A 15212-nucleotide genomic window follows, 5' to 3' on the forward strand; every position below is an offset into this window, starting at 1 on the left:
ACTGTTCCTATCAATTCATATTGATTCTTATGCAACAAATTATCTCTTGAATGATTGAGCTTTAATATTTCACGATATGAAAGGGAGTAAGGGGATTAAAATATATTGGTGCAGTCTTGCAGAAATTTTACCATACAAAAAGTAGGAGGCGATTGTCATATTTCATTCTAATCCGTTACCGGCATACTTTCCAACTTGGGCAACGAAACAAAAAACGAACTGCCTAAATTTTTCCCTGCGCTGCTGGCCCAAACCTTGCCGCCATGTAACTGTACCAATGTTTTAACAATATAAAGCCCAATCCCGTTCGAGCGTTCTTTTGCGGTAGGTACTGATGATAGTTTGGCAAACTTGGTAAAAAGCTTACTCATATCTTCGGTTGTCATGCCTACACCACTGTCTTTAAATTCGAAAATAATATCGTTTATTCCGGTGCTGCAATTTACTTCTATTTCTGCCCCGATTTGCGAATACTTAATGGCATTGCTCAGCAGGTTGGTTAAAACATCGGTAATGCGTTCCTGGTCTACCTGGATATAGCCATCTATTTGACAATTTATGTTAAGTGTTTGTTGCTTTTGTTTTAAGGCAAAATCAAATGTTGTGGCCACGGCATCCAGCAGGTCCCTAACTTTAATGGTTTCAAATTTAAGATCTATAGAGGCATTTTCGTTCTTGGCTTCATTTAGCAGATTATTCATCGTTTGCTCGATGTTCCGGCCGGTTTGCTCAATTTTACTGCCCAATGAAGCAAGTTTTTCATGGCTAAGCAAGCCTTTGCCTAAAAGTTGTCCGTAAGCAACCAGTGATGTTGCAGGATTTTTCATGTCGTGTGCAAGGCGGTGTAAGCGGTCGTCGTAAGCGCGTACCGAAACACGGTTAATCAGCCGCGATTCGAGTTTTTCGAGTGTGATCCGTGCCAGCCATTTCAGTACCATTAATTGATCTTCTTCAATATCGAACCTGGGTTTATTATCCATTACGCTAACTGCTCCAATTACAAAACCTTCCATTGTGGTAATGGGTGCGGCTGCATAAAACCTGATTCCGTTATCCATTTTAACATAAGGGTTCTCTTTAACTTCAGCACAGGATTCGGTATCTTCAATCAGGGTAACCTTTGCAGATTGTGAGGCGACCGTGCATAAGCTATCTTCCTTTTTGATTATGGATACCTGTATAGGACTGGTATTTGCCTTCAAATACACCTGTGTGTCATCAATAAACGAAACAAATGATCCGCATGCTTTAAAAGTAATCTTTGCAATTTCTGCAATCAGATCGAAAAGAAGCTCCGGGGGTGTATTAATAATGTCGTAACGCCTAAGCTTATTGAGGCGCTGAAATTCATAATCAGGTGCGGTATTTGAGCGTTTGCTAAACTTACTCATGTACGGTACTGTTTTTAAATCCACAAAGGCTAAGGTTTTACAAATATAAAGCAAAGAAGTTTTACTTGCCGAATTTAGCTTAGTCTGATTAGGAATGTATCAAAATTATTAATCTTGGGCTGCAAGCTTTATGGTTGCGATGTAGGTCGATGGTGAGGGGTGGTTGCTTACCCAATTAATTTCCGGATATGATCTGCTTTAAAACAAGAAAAGAGATACTCCATCCAGACGTATCTCTTTTTTCTAACCAAATATAAACCTGTTATGAGCCAGGCTTTGTCTTTAATCTTCTATCTAAACCGCGGTTTTTCAAGAAAATGATTTATCTTTTTTAATGGTAATAAACATCGTTCCGTTTATTACACTACAAATATAGTAAAAAAATTGATAGTGTAAAAAATACACTAAGAAAATTTTAAGTATTTTTTTTGTCATTTTTTATTTACTGATCTTTTTATTGAAGATTTGGGTGTTTAAAACGACTATGCAGCAAAGATAACTCAAAAAAATGTTAAATAATTGTTAAATATTGTCAATTTATAATACGATATAGTTAAATCTCGTTAATTTTTTGGTGTTGGATAGCTTTTATAAAATTTTTAACCTGTTATTGTTGTGTTTTGTAGTACTAAGACTGTTTTGTGAGCGGGTATTTTAATAAAAAATATTTTTTGAGGTAAAATTAAAATCCAATTTACAGGCGAAAAATACGTTTAAAACAAAAAGGCAACATTAAATGAATAATGTTGCCTTGATATGAATGCTTTAAAAGTGCTTCATGCACTTTTTTATTATAAACTAGCGTAATATTCTACGAATTTAGCTAATGCAGAAGAATAGCCCCACTCATTATCATACCAAGATACCACTTTAACGAAATTATCGTTCAATGAAATACCTGCTTTTGCGTCAAAAATAGAGGCGTGGTCGTCGCCGATAAAGTCAGAAGAAACAACTTCATCTTCAGTATAGCCAAGTACACCTTTTAATTCACCTTCTGAAGCAGCTTTCATGGCAGCTTTAACTTGCTCATAAGTAGCTGGTTTTTCTAAACGTGCAGTTAAATCGACAACAGAAACGTCGGCAACCGGAACACGGAAAGACATACCGGTTAATTTTCCTTTTAACTCAGGAAGAACCAAACCTACCGCTTTGGCAGCACCGGTTGATGAAGGGATAATGTTAGAGAAACCGCCACGGCCACCTCTCCAGTCTTTAGCAGATGGGCTATCAACAGTTTTTTGAGTTGCAGTTACCGCGTGGATGGTGCTCATTAAACCTTCAACAATACCGAAATTATCGTTTAATACTTTAGCAATAGGTGCTAAACAGTTAGTGGTACACGATGCGTTCGAAACGATAGTTTGATCGGCTGTTAATTTATGGTGGTTAACGCCCATTACATAGGTAGGGATGTCGCCATCCTTTGCAGGAGCAGAGAAAACCACTTTCTTAGCACCGGCAGCAATGTGTTTTTCAGCATCAACACGGGTTAAGAATAAACCGGTTGATTCGATTACCACCTCAACACCTACAGCATCCCATTTTAAATCAGCAGGATTTCTTTCAGAAGTTACACGGATGGTTTTACCGTTAACCACAAGGTTACCGTCAACAACTTCAATAGTACCATCAAATTTACCGTGTGTAGTATCATATTTTAACATGTAAGCCATGTAATCCGGATCAATTAAGTCGTTAATGGCTACAATATCTAATCCTCTTTTTAATGCGGCCCTGAAAACCAGTCGGCCAATACGGCCAAAGCCGTTTATTCCAATTTTGCTCATTGTTTTTGTTAATTAGTGTAATGTTTTAATAAATTCTGTATTGGTTCTTTAATGATGCTTTTTATTTCAAGGTCGTATTTGCCTGCTATAAACCTCAAGCGGTCTTCAAGCTCGGCTGCTACCTTGCCTACAATATGCACTTCACGCATTTTATGTTTTTCAACTGTTGGCAGAATATAGGTTTCGAAGTATTTTTCAAAACCCTCATCAATCAGCTTCCGGATATATTCGTGTTTGCTGTTTTGGGTAATGAAGTCGAAAAATGAAGTTAAAAATATATTGGCCTGTGGCTTATTGTAGATACGTTCTAATATCTGAGGGCGGTCCAGGTTGTGTGTTAACGTAAATTTGGCTTCGATATCCTTTGGCATTTTAAGGCTCAGAAATTCTTTAAGGAGTACTTTTCCGAAGTAATTTGAAGAACCTTCATCTCCGAGGATATACCCTAATCCGAAGTTGTTGTTTAGCGGCTTTTTCCCATCAAAGTAAGCGCAATGTGCACCGCTGCCCAGCATACCAACAATACCCGGTTGATTGTAACAAGCGGCTTTAGCCGCTCCAAACATATCATTTTCTACAACAATTTTACTGTACCTGAAAAATGACGAAAGGGTTTTGGCCAATTCTTCTTTTCTGTCTGCTGACGAGGCCCCGGCCGCAAAGAAATAAATCTTTTTGATGTTTTCGGCATTATTTACCAGGGCAACCTTTTTATTTAAGATCTGTAAAATCGTTTTCGGATCAACAAAGCAGGGGTTTAAGCCGGTGGTATTACAATGTGACACCACCTGTCCATTTTGGGTTAATTTCCAGAATGCTGTTTTCGATCCGCTATAAACAACTGCTATCATATTATATTGAAAGTACTTCTGTCATTTCCATTAAATCGGGTTCGAGTTTAAAGGAATGAGCGGTTAAAGCCTCTCTTATGCTGGTTAATTTTATTTCGTTTCCTTTTAAACCTACCATTTTTTCTGTTTCGCCTGCAATTAACGCATTTACTGCCGCAAAACCTAAACGACTGCCCAAAATTCTGTCGAAACTGTTTGGGCTACCCCCGCGTTGCAGGTGACCAAGAATGGTTACTTTGGTATCGTAATGATCAAAAGTTTCTTTTACTTTTTTGGCAATATCATAAGCGCCGCCCTGTTTATGCCCTTCGGCTACAATAACAATACTCGACGATTTTTTGGTGGCAGCACCTAAAGCCAATTTATTAATCAATTCGGTTACGCTGGTTTCCTTTTCGGGCAAAAGCACGGCTTCCGCACCACTTGCAATCGAACTTCTTAAAGCAATACAGCCTGAGTCTCGTCCCATTACTTCGATAAAGAACAAACGGTCGTGCGCATCGGCAGTGTCCCTGATTTTATCGATTGCCTCAATTACGGTATTAATGGCTGTATCGTAACCCAAAGTAAAATCAGATCCTGCCAAATCGTTATCAATAGTACCCGGTATGCCGATTACCTTAACCCCAAAGGTTTCAGAAAAACGTTTCGCCCCGGTGAATGTCCCATCACCCCCGATTACCACCAGGCCATCTATATTATTCTTTTTTAAATTATTGTAGGCAATCTGCTGACCTTCGTCTGTTTTAAATTCTAAGCAACGTGCGGTTTTTAATACGGTACCTCCCAAGTGTAAAATATTACTTACCGAACGGGCGTCCATTGGTTTTATGTTGTCGGTAATTAATCCCTGGTAACCCTGCATTACGCCAAACATGTTAATGCCATGGTAAATTCCGGTACGAACAACAGCTCTGATTGCAGCATTCATCCCGGGGGCATCGCCTCCGGAAGTTAGTACAGCTATATTTTTTATATTTGGTTCCATCTTTATAACACGAATATAGTGTGTATTTTTTACACTAAGTAATTTATTTTATTTTTTTTACTTAATATTGAAAGTCATACCTTTATCTGCTTAAAATAACTAAATTTTACTTTGGAACAAATTTTACCTCATTTAGATTCTGTATTCTCGATAGATTGCGTTTTGTTTGGATTTGATGGTAAGGAATTAAAAATCCTGCTCATTGAAAGGAATGAAGAACCGTTTAAAGATTGGTGGGCATTGCCCGGTAACATTGTTGGTCCTGATGAGAGTTTAGATCAATCGGCCTCCCGGATTTTGTACGAACTTACGGGTTTGCGCGGTATTTATATGGAGCAGTATTATGCTTTTGGCGATCCAAACAGGCACCCGCAGGGCAGGGTAATTACTTTGGCCTATTATGCGTTGATCCGCCTTGGAGGCGATAAAGAACTGCGTCCCATCAGTACTTACGCCAAGCGCGCCAACTGGTTGCCTATTACCGATCTGCCTAAACTGGCTTTCGATCACCAAAAAATATACGATAAAGGTTTAGAAAAAATAAAACGACGGATAAAACACCAACCGATTGCCTTCGAACTTTTGCCAGAGAAGTTTACCTTAACACAGTTGCAGCATGTGTACGAACTGGTTCTGGGTAAAAAACTCGATAAGCGCAACTTTAGAAAAAAGATTGTAAGTTTTGGTGTATTGAAGGAACTCGACGAAAAACAAAAAGGGGTATCGTACCGGGCAGCTACGCTATACCGCTTTGATAAACGTAAATACGCGAAACTTTTTGGTAAGGAGATATCGTTTTAGCGGATTGAGATGGAGATATTAGATTTGAGATATTAGATTTGAGATAGTAGATTTGAGAAGTGCGATCGCACAGGTATTGGTTGGAGGACGTTTGAGATTAAAGACGAAAGCGGAAAGGCCAAAACAACGTGGTCAATTATAAAAAGAAAAATCCCCGGTTTGAATTTCAAATCGGGGATTTTTGTATTGTTGTATTCCGAATCTTGACTAATGACTCCAAATTTAGCACTGGAGACTAAGCCTTCGGTGCTAACTCTAAATGGTAATGTACCAGGTCATCTATAGGAGAGCGGATAATTTTGCCTACACCCATCTCATAACGGTCGGCAACAATACTTAAAATATCGCGGAAACTGTAACCTACAGAACCTACACAGTTTAATTTGTGATCTTTGTAGTTAGGGTAGTGAATTACTAACGCTTCGAAAAATGCAGTGAATGCATAATCGATGGTTGCAAAAGCATAATCCTCGTAATTATCTTTAAAATCGTATAAAAATTTACTGAAGCTTGCACAGAAACGGTTTGGCAATGGCTTATTGTAAATGTTATCGAAAATATCTTCGTTGGTTAAAGCATAGTTGTCGTAAAAAGCCTCACGCAAACCTTTAGGCATATAACCTTTCATGTAATCGCTCAAAATACGTTTACCGATGTATGAACCGCTGCCTTCATCACCTAAGAAATACCCCAACGAATCGATGTTCATCGTGATTTCGGTACCATCATAAAGGCATGAGTTTGTACCCGTGCCTAAAATAGCTGCAAATCCGGGTTCATTTCCCAGAAGTGCCCTGCAGGAAGCCAGTAAATCGTGGCCTACAAAAATGTTGGCATTGGTAAAAATCTGTTGCATGGCATCAGCCACAATTTTCACATTTGCAGGGGTAGAACAGCCAGCACCGTAGTAATAAACTGCTGTTAATTTTTCTCTTTCCAAGTGGTCTGGAAGAGTCTCATTCAAAGACTTTACAATGTACTCTCCCTTGGAAAAATATGGATTGTAACCTTCGGTGTTAAAGTAAATTTTTCTGCCGGCCTCGTTAATCAAACACCAATTTGTTTTGGTAGATCCGCCGTCTGCAATTACTATCATTTTATTTATTTTTGGTTTTAGCACGATAAAAGTATAAAAACTCTTATATTTTGTATCCTTTTTTTTAATAATTTTTTAACAATTTGTTGTTGCCGAAAATTAAGTGTGTAAAAAATACACTATATAGGGCGTTAAATCGACGAAAAACCTTAAAATTATACCGGAAAAGGCATTGGTCTTTTTTTTTAACATCAAGAATATTTTACAATCCAACAGCGAAATGAACAGCAGATTTTTAGATTTCAGAAGTGACACCGTAACCAAACCAACCGCCGGGATGTTGGACGCCATGATGACTGCAAAGGTGGGCGATGATGTTTTTGGCGAAGACGAAACGGTACACGCATTGGAGACAAAACTGGCATCAACTTTTAATATGGAAGCCGGATTATTCTGTCCATCGGGAACGATGACCAACCAGATTGCGATTAAGTGTTTTACCCAGCCGATGGATGAGGTGATCTGCGATCAGACGGCACATGTTTACCGCTACGAGATCGGTGGCATTGCCTATCATTCTGCAGCCTCGGTAAGGTTATTACATGGCGAACGCGGTATATTAACCACCGAGTTAATTGAGCCTGAAATCAATGAGGATAATATTCACTATCCCAATTCGAGTTTGGTAGTTTTAGAAAATACAGTAAACAAAGGTGGCGGGAGCTGTTATACTTTAGCACAGATTGCCCCCATTCATCACTTATGTAATATAAAAGGGCTAAAACTGCATCTAGATGGTGCACGTATTTTTAATGCACTTGTAGCCACTGGTGATGATGCCAGCGAGTATGGTAAATACTTTGATGGTATTTCGGTATGCTTATCTAAAGGTTTGGGGGCACCGGTTGGTTCGGTGCTTTTAGGTTCCAAACAGATGATCCATAAGGCACGTAAAATCAGGAAAGCTTTTGGTGGAGGTATGCGCCAGGCAGGATTTTTGGCAGCGGCAGGTATTTATGCGCTCGATAATCACGTGGAGCGCTTAAAAGACGACCATGCACACGCTAAAGCCATTGCCGCTGCACTGGCAAGTACTGCTTATGTAAAATCAGTTATGCCGGTTGAAACCAATATTGTGATCTTCGAAGTAGAAAAAGGATCGGCAGAGAAAATTGTAAACCAGTTAAAGGAAAAAGGACTGCATTGCAATACCACCAGTGCCAGTACCGTCCGTTTGGTTACCCATTTAGATCTAACTCCTGCTATGATTGATCAGGCAATTGAAATAATATTACATTTGTCTTAGAAAGTGCCTTAAGTCATGAGTCTTTAGCCCCTGGGTCAATATGTCTAATGAAATGCTAACCAATATGCCTGAAAACGCCGAACTCCAATCCTCAATCTCCAAACTCTTAATTGCCAACCGTGGCGAAATTGCTTTACGCATTATGCGCTCGGCAAGGGAAATGGGAATAAAAACCGTAGCGGTTTTTTCTGAAGCAGACCGCAATGCATTACATGTACGTTATGCCGATGAAGCGGTATATATAGGGCCTGCATCCTCTAACCAGAGTTACCTGGTGGGAGAGAAAATTATTGATGCCTGTAAATTAACCGGGGCAGAAGCCATTCATCCCGGTTATGGTTTCTTATCCGAAAATGCAGGTTTTGCACAACTGGTTGCCGATGCAGGGTTAATTTTGGTTGGTCCATCGCCGCAAGCCATGGAAATAATGGGTAATAAATTATCGGCAAAGGCAGCGGCATTAAAATATAACATCCCCATGGTGCCGGGCACGGAAGAGGCCATTCAGGACGTAAATGAGGCCAGGCAGCGGGCCATCGAAGTCGGTTTCCCGATTCTGATCAAGGCTGCCGCCGGTGGAGGGGGTAAAGGGATGCGTATTGTAGAGCGGGTTGAAGATTTTGAAGAACAGATGCAGCTGGCTGTAAGTGAGGCTACATCGGCCTTTGGCGATGGAGCTGTTTTTATAGAACGTTATGTTACCTCGCCAAGGCACATTGAAATACAGGTTTTGGGCGATACGCATGGCAATATTGTACACCTTTTTGAACGGGAATGTTCTGTACAGCGGCGCCACCAAAAGGTAGTGGAAGAGGCTCCATCGTCGGTTTTAACAGAAGAAATCAGGCAGCAGATGGGTAAATGTGCAGTAGATGTGGCCCGTTCGGTAAATTATACCGGGGCGGGTACTGTAGAGTTTATACTCGATGAAAACCTCGATTTCTTTTTTCTCGAAATGAATACGCGTTTGCAGGTAGAGCATCCCGTTACCGAACTGATTACCGGGATCGATCTGGTAAAAGAACAGATTAAAATTGCTTCAGGCGAAAAATTGAGCTTTAGCCAGGAAGACTTAAAAATTAACGGGCATGCCATAGAACTGAGGGTTTATGCAGAAGATCCGGCCAATAATTTCCTTCCCGATATCGGCACTTTGAAAACTTACAATAGCCCTAAAGGAAATGGGGTCCGGGTTGATGACGGCTTTGAACAGGGCATGGAAATTCCTATTTATTATGATCCGATGATTGCCAAACTCATTACCTATGGCAAAGACAGGGAAGAAGCCGTTGAACGTATGGTAAGGGCTATTGAAGAATATGATATTACGGGGATAGAAACTACCCTGGGTTTCGGTAAATTTGTAATGCAGCACGAAGCGTTTAGAAGTGGCAATTTTGATACGCATTTTGTAGGTAAATATTTTAAACCCGAAAGCTTAAAAGTTCAGGATGAAACGGAGGCTTTGATTGCGGCAGTAATTGCTGCGAAACTGTTTCAAAAAAAGGATGTAAAATTAGGCGGTGAGGCAGTTAAAATTACTTCGGGCTGGAGAAAAAATAGATTGAAATATTAACAAATTAGAAAAGGAAAATCCTCGTTGGGATCGTCATGCTGAACTTCTCAGCATCTTTCTTGCTAAAATAATAATGAAGTGTGTCATTTTGAGCGGAGTGAAGCGAATCCGAGAGCCAAAGTAGTGCCCAGCGAAGCTAAATCTGTCTGGCCCGATCTCACCATTTCACTGCGTTTCAGTCGAGATGACGACTTGTTTTACTAAAAACTACCAATGGAGTGAAATGCAACACATTTAAGATGACGGCTTTTATGCAGGAATGATACCCCAAGATAAACAAAGAAAAAAATGTTCACAGGAATTATAGAAACACTTGGCGAAGTTACAGCCATTAAAAACGATCATACAAATATCCACTTTACCATTTCGTCAGCCATCAGCCATGAACTAAAAATTGACCAAAGTGTTGCCCATAACGGGGTTTGCTTGACGGTTGTGGCCTTAAATGATGGAACACATACCGTTACCGCAATTGATGAAACCCTGAACAAAACAAATTTAGGCGGTTTAAAAGTAGGTAGTAAAATTAACCTGGAACGCTGTATGCAGATGAATGCCCGTTTAGATGGGCATATTGTTCAGGGGCATGTAGACCAAACCGCAGTTTGTATTAAGCGCGAAGAACTGGATGGCAGTTGGGAATACCGCTTTAAATACGATGCCAGTGCCGGAAATGTGACTGTAGAAAAAGGCTCGGCCTGTGTAAATGGAATCAGCTTAACTGTGGTGAATTCTGCGGCTGATGAGTTTTCGGTATTTATCATCCCCTATACCTTTGAACACACCAATTTGCAGGATGTTAATGTTGGCGATACCGTAAATTTAGAATTCGATATTATCGGAAAATACGTAGCCCGATTAATGAACCGGTAATTTTATTCCGCTTTTTTGGAGGGTAGGGAACTGTTTTGTAATTTGTTCTGTGTTAACAGGCGTTGCGGTAACGTTTAATTTTTCATAACAGAGCAGAACAGTTGATTCGATTTTATTGCTGAATATTGCATTGTTAAGATTTAAAAGTTAACTACTTAACCATTTATGAATAGAATTTCCGGCCTATTCAGCCCAATATTTGCGGCTGCATTCCTATTTTCATTTACCATAAATGCTTCAGCGCAAAAAATCTCCTTAAAAGATTTAACCGTTGAGCATTTGGTTAATCCTTTTAGTATTGATAATCCTAAACCCAGGTTTAGCTGGAAAATGAATTCAACAGCAAAAAATACCAAACAGGACCATTATGAAATCAGGTTGGGTGTCTCGCCAAAAATCGACAAAGTTTTATGGAAAACTGCTGTAAACAACGATCAATCGGTTCTGGTGGCTTACGATGGCCCTCAATTATCATCCAAAACCAGGTATTACTGGCAGGTAAGGGTAAAAGATAATCATGGTAATACTTCGGGCTGGTCGCCGGTACAATATTTCCAAACGGGTTTAAAACCTGAAGATTGGCAGGCGAAATGGATAGCGGTAGAAGGAAAAGATACGTCACTCGCCAGTCCGTTATTCAGAAAAGAATTTAACCTTAAAAAGGAAGTCCGTTCTGCAACCCTGTATATTACTGCAAAAGGTTTATACGAGGCCAGCATCAATGGCAGGCGCATAGGTGATGCTTACTTCGCACCGGGTTGGACCAGTTACAAAAACCACCTTCAATACCAGGTTTATGATCTGAAAAACGCATTGAAAAAAGGCACCAACGTAATCGGTGCCGCGCTGGGCGATGGCTGGTATAAAGGAAGGATCGGGTTCAACTTCCAAAAAGAATTTTATGGCAATACAAGAGCTTTATTACTCCAGTTCGAGGTAGAATATACCGATGGAAGTAAAGAAACCATTGTAAGCGATAATAGCTGGAAAACCAGTTATGGTGCGATAAGATCTTCCAATATCTATGACGGTGAGACTTATGATGCAAGGTTGGAACAACGTGGCTGGAATAACATCAACTTTAAGGAAAACACAAATTGGAAAGCTGTACAGGAATTGCCAAACGGACCAGAAAAACTGGTTGGTATGAGTGGCCCGCAGGTAAGTAAACACGAAGAATTTAAGGCCTTAAAAATAGTTAAAACACCTTTGGGCGAAACCGTGGTCGATTTCGGGCAGAACCTGGTAGGCTGGGTAATGCTGAAGGCAAAAGGCCCGGCTGGTACAAAAATTACCGTAAGCCATGCCGAAGTGCTAACCAAAGAAGGGAATTTTTATATTACGAACCTCCGTTCGGCAAGGCAACAGAATAATTATATCTTAAAAGGAGAAACGGAGCAGGTATTTGAGCCTCATTTTTCCTTTCAGGGTTTCAGGTATGTTAAAGTAGATGGTTATCCTGGCGAGCTTAAACTGGAAAACATTACTGCTGTAGCTCTTTATTCGGATATGAAGGTAAGTGGCAAATTCAGCACTTCAAATCCTTTATTAAATCAATTGCAGCACAACATTTCGTGGGGACAGAAGGGGAATTTTGTTGATGTACCTACCGATTGCCCGCAACGGGATGAACGTTTGGGCTGGACCGGTGATGCACAGGCATTTGCCTCAACAGCGGCCTACAATATGGATGTGGCGGGTTTTTTCACAAAATGGTTAAAAGACGTTGCTGCAGATCAGCTTCCGAGCGGCAGTGTTCCTTTTGTAATACCGAATATCCTGACTGAAAACGATTCGGGTTCGGCAGGTTGGGCCGATGTAGCTACTATTATTCCGTGGGATATGTATGTGGTTTATGGTGATAAAGGCCTGTTGGAAAACCAGTATGCCAGCATGAAAAAATGGGTCGATTACATATCCTCAAGCGCTAGAAACAATCTTTGGGATACGGGTTTCCATTTTGGCGATTGGCTATTTTACCGCCCGAATGATGATAACGATGGCCGTGCTGCAGTAACAGATAAGTACATGATTGCCCAAACATTTTATGCGCATTCTACCCAACTGCTTATTAATGCGGCAAAAGTTTTAGGTAAAACAGACGATGTGGCCAAATACAGCGATTTGCTGAGCAAAATAAAAGCAGCCTACCTGGCCGAAAATATGACCGCTAATGGTAAATTGATTTCGAACACCCAAACGGCTTATGTTTTGGCTTTACAATTTGATATGCTTCCTGAAAACCTGCGTGCACAGGCAGCACAACGTTTGGTAGATAACATCAGGGATTACAGAAACCACCTTACCACAGGCTTTTTAGGTACCCCTTACCTATGCCATGTACTAAGCCGGTTCGGGCACGAAGATGTGGCTTATGATCTGTTGATGCAGGAAAGTTATCCTTCATGGCTTTATCCGGTAAAAATGGGTGCAACCACCATCTGGGAACGTTGGGATGGGATTAAACCGGATGGATCTTTTCAGACACCCGATATGAACTCTTTTAACCATTATGCCTATGGAGCTATTGGCGATTGGATGTATAAAAATATTGCTGGGATTAATCCTTTAGCGGCACAACCGGGCTACAGAGCCATTTTAATTGCACCGAGGCCTGGCGGGAAGCTGACCAATGCCTCGGCAGAACTGGAAACCGTTTACGGCACGGTTAAATCATCGTGGACAATTGCTGATGGTGTATTTAAACTCGATGTAACCGTTCCGGCCAATGCTACCGCTACGGTTGTTTTGCCAAAAACCGGTAAAAAAGAAGAAATTGGATCTGGGAGCTATCATTTTGAATATAAATATTAATCGCTTATAATTGCAGCTTTGTAAAAAGGGCATGGAGCTCGTCTTTTCTAGCGGAGTGCAACGCAGTGGAGAAATGTATCTTTAAAGATCTCTCCATTTCGCTTTGCTCCAGTAGAGATGACGATCCTTTTATCCAGCTCAATGCTAAAAATAAATGTACAGTAAAGAAGAATCGGCAAGGTTGCGTCAACAGTTTTGGATCAGTTTCGGGCAATATATGAAACCCGTTCCATCGGCCAGTGGCGCTACCGTAAACTGGACCAACTATAAAACCGGGGTGAAGAATATCTTCTTTAAAATGGATGTTGATGGTAAAAAGGCTTTTATCAGCATCCAGCTTTCACATCCTGATACCGGTATCAGGCACCTCATATTTGAACAGTTTGAGGAATTTAAACTCATGTTTACTAATACCTTAAATGAAGATTGGGATTGGATCAAAGATTCAACGGATGATTTTGGGAAAACGGTTTCTTTGATTTCCACCAGTATCAGCGGCGTAAGTATATTTAACCAACAGCATTGGCCAGAACTGATTTCTTTTTTTAAACCCAGGATAATGGCGCTTGATGAATTTTGGGACAATGTAAAGCCTGTTTTCGAAGACCTGGTTTAATCCGTCAGGTTCAGTTGTGCAATCCTGTCTTTTGTAAATTTAATTTCCTGTTTATCCGCTATCAGGTTTGGTTTGCTCTTTAAATAAAGGGTGTAGTATTTAAGTGCATTTTTTCCTTGTTTTAACCTGGTATCATAAAATACGGCCAAGCGGTAATATAAGGCCGGAGCAACTTTAAATTGAAGTCCTTTTTTATAGGCAGCATTTGCCAGGCTTAATTGATTATTTTCTTCATAAACCAGTCCCAATAACGAATAATAGCTGGAAGTATTTGGCGAAATGGCTTCATCGATCGTTTTTTGGGTATAAGCAGCAGCCTGTGGATAATTTTTCAATGCACGGTAACAGAGGGAGGTATAATAAAGGGTAGCTTCATTCTGCATAGCTGCTGCTTCGAGCAGTTTAAAAAGATCGATGGCTTTCTGGTATTTTTTGGTGTAATAATTGGCCTTGGCCACATCTTTTATTACCCCAGCATCAGCACCATTCTTTAATAACTTCTCACCGGAGGCAATTACCTCGCTGTATCTTTTAAGCTGATTGGCGATCGGGAGTTTCGCCCTTTGGAGTATAAGGTTATCGCTATCGGCCTTAATGGCTATATCAAGTACATTATAGGCCTTTTCATACTGCTGATGCGTAGCATGAACTTCCGCCAGATCTGCAGCAACATCACCCTCCGAGGGATTAATCCGGTTTGCTTTAAGAAGGTAGACGAGTTTCATTGAGTCTGTTGGCAACGGATAAAGATTGGCTAACAGTTTGTACACATTAAAATTAGTACTGTCGATCTGTACAATTTCCCCATAATACTTTTTGGCCTTTTCGGTATTGCCTCTTTTGTTACTAATGCTGCCCAAACTAAAAAGGATGGAGAGGTTTTTGGGTTGTAAAACATAGGCCTTGCTGTAAAAATTTTCTGCTTCCACATGGTTGCCCGCCATTAAAAAACAATAACCGATCTGGCTCAGGTTTTTAAAATCATCCGGTCTGTTGTCGTAAATACCTTTCAGGTACTGGGCGGCCTCGGCATAACGCTGCGTCTGGTAAAGATCGAAAAGTTTTTCTTTATCTACCACTGGTGTATTTTGGGCGAAAAGCGTAAGTTTTAAACTAAAAAATGTGAACAGCAGGAGCAGTTTTTTCATAACCGGTAATTTTAAACTAATT

12 protein-coding genes are annotated in these 15212 nt (G+C 40.4%); 6 read left to right on the top strand and 6 right to left on the bottom strand.

Annotation, left to right across the window (positions count from 1 at the left end):
* Window positions 1–167 precede the first annotated feature (167 nt).
* From GGQ60_RS08950 to pfkA, 4 genes are all read right to left on the bottom strand, one after another.
* On the bottom strand, window positions 168–1391 hold the full coding sequence (locus GGQ60_RS08950) for a GAF domain-containing sensor histidine kinase (RefSeq protein ID WP_183762589.1): 1224 nt from the start codon (window positions 1389–1391) through the stop codon (window positions 168–170).
* A gap of 791 nt (window positions 1392–2182) precedes the next feature.
* Window positions 2183–3181 carry a type I glyceraldehyde-3-phosphate dehydrogenase gene (gap, locus tag GGQ60_RS08955; protein ID WP_183762592.1) on the bottom strand — a complete coding sequence of 333 codons (999 nt, stop codon included), beginning with the start codon at window positions 3179–3181 and terminating at the stop codon, window positions 2183–2185.
* A gap of 8 nt (window positions 3182–3189) precedes the next feature.
* Window positions 3190–4032, bottom strand: a complete 843-nt coding sequence (locus GGQ60_RS08960) for a hypothetical protein (RefSeq protein ID WP_183762595.1) — start codon at window positions 4030–4032, stop codon at window positions 3190–3192.
* Between the two features lies 1 nt (window position 4033).
* Window positions 4034–5020 (bottom strand): 6-phosphofructokinase, encoded by a 987-nt coding sequence (gene pfkA, locus GGQ60_RS08965; protein ID WP_183762598.1) that lies wholly within the window; start codon window positions 5018–5020, stop codon window positions 4034–4036.
* A 111-nt stretch (window positions 5021–5131) separates the two neighbouring features.
* Here pfkA and GGQ60_RS08970 point away from each other — a divergent pair, with 111 nt between their 5' ends.
* Window positions 5132–5821 carry an NUDIX hydrolase gene (locus GGQ60_RS08970; protein ID WP_090982558.1) on the top strand — a complete coding sequence of 230 codons (690 nt, stop codon included), beginning with the start codon at window positions 5132–5134 and terminating at the stop codon, window positions 5819–5821.
* A 235-nt stretch (window positions 5822–6056) separates the two neighbouring features.
* Here GGQ60_RS08970 and GGQ60_RS08975 read toward each other — a convergent pair whose 3' ends face one another.
* Window positions 6057–6917, bottom strand: coding sequence for an N-acetylglucosamine kinase (locus tag GGQ60_RS08975; RefSeq protein ID WP_183762601.1), 861 nt, complete (start codon window positions 6915–6917; stop codon window positions 6057–6059).
* 220 nt (window positions 6918–7137) lie between these two features.
* Between GGQ60_RS08975 and GGQ60_RS08980 the strand changes: the two genes are divergently transcribed.
* The 5 genes from GGQ60_RS08980 to GGQ60_RS09000 all read left to right on the top strand — a co-directional run bounded on the left by GGQ60_RS08980 (window position 7138) and on the right by GGQ60_RS09000 (window position 14042).
* Window positions 7138–8163, top strand: coding sequence for a threonine aldolase family protein (locus GGQ60_RS08980; RefSeq protein WP_183762604.1), 1026 nt, complete (start codon window positions 7138–7140; stop codon window positions 8161–8163).
* 64 nt (window positions 8164–8227) lie between these two features.
* A complete protein-coding gene (gene accC, locus GGQ60_RS08985; protein ID WP_183762608.1) occupies window positions 8228–9739 on the top strand; it encodes an acetyl-CoA carboxylase biotin carboxylase subunit in 1512 nt (503 codons plus the stop codon).
* 288 nt (window positions 9740–10027) lie between these two features.
* Window positions 10028–10612, top strand: a complete 585-nt coding sequence (locus GGQ60_RS08990) for a riboflavin synthase (RefSeq protein ID WP_183762611.1) — start codon at window positions 10028–10030, stop codon at window positions 10610–10612.
* Window positions 10613–10777: 165 nt separating this feature from the next.
* Entirely contained in the window at window positions 10778–13426 is a 2649-nt protein-coding gene (locus tag GGQ60_RS08995; protein WP_183762613.1) for a family 78 glycoside hydrolase catalytic domain, read from the top strand.
* Between the two features lie 154 nt (window positions 13427–13580).
* Complete coding sequence (locus GGQ60_RS09000; RefSeq protein ID WP_183762616.1) at window positions 13581–14042, top strand: DUF4268 domain-containing protein; 462 nt, start codon at window positions 13581–13583, stop codon at window positions 14040–14042.
* Here the strand turns inward: GGQ60_RS09000 and GGQ60_RS09005 are convergent.
* Window positions 14039–15190: a tetratricopeptide repeat protein gene (locus GGQ60_RS09005; RefSeq protein ID WP_183762619.1), complete on the bottom strand. Its 1152-nt coding sequence runs from the start codon at window positions 15188–15190 to the stop codon at window positions 14039–14041. The two genes, GGQ60_RS09000 and GGQ60_RS09005, sit on opposite strands and share 4 nt — an antisense overlap.
* Between the last annotated feature and the right edge of the window lie 22 nt (window positions 15191–15212).

The organism is Pedobacter zeae, from assembly GCF_014196715.1.
Lineage (GTDB): Bacteria > Bacteroidota > Bacteroidia > Sphingobacteriales > Sphingobacteriaceae > Pedobacter > Pedobacter zeae.

Coding starts and splice junctions, on each gene's coding strand:
- GGQ60_RS08950 (WP_183762589.1), bottom strand. CDS start 1,391: ATGAGTAAGTTTAGCAAACGCTCAAATACCGCACCTGATTATGAATTT.
- gap (WP_183762592.1), bottom strand. CDS start 3,181: ATGAGCAAAATTGGAATAAACGGCTTTGGCCGTATTGGCCGACTGGTT.
- GGQ60_RS08960 (WP_183762595.1), bottom strand. CDS start 4,032: ATGATAGCAGTTGTTTATAGCGGATCGAAAACAGCATTCTGGAAATTA.
- pfkA (WP_183762598.1), bottom strand. CDS start 5,020: ATGGAACCAAATATAAAAAATATAGCTGTACTAACTTCCGGAGGCGAT.
- GGQ60_RS08975 (WP_183762601.1), bottom strand. CDS start 6,917: ATGATAGTAATTGCAGACGGCGGATCTACCAAAACAAATTGGTGTTTG.
- GGQ60_RS08980 (WP_183762604.1), top strand. CDS start 7,138: ATGAACAGCAGATTTTTAGATTTCAGAAGTGACACCGTAACCAAACCA.
- accC (WP_183762608.1), top strand. CDS start 8,228: ATGCCTGAAAACGCCGAACTCCAATCCTCAATCTCCAAACTCTTAATT.
- GGQ60_RS08990 (WP_183762611.1), top strand. CDS start 10,028: ATGTTCACAGGAATTATAGAAACACTTGGCGAAGTTACAGCCATTAAA.
- GGQ60_RS08995 (WP_183762613.1), top strand. CDS start 10,778: ATGAATAGAATTTCCGGCCTATTCAGCCCAATATTTGCGGCTGCATTC.
- GGQ60_RS09000 (WP_183762616.1), top strand. CDS start 13,581: ATGTACAGTAAAGAAGAATCGGCAAGGTTGCGTCAACAGTTTTGGATC.
- GGQ60_RS09005 (WP_183762619.1), bottom strand. CDS start 15,190: ATGAAAAAACTGCTCCTGCTGTTCACATTTTTTAGTTTAAAACTTACG.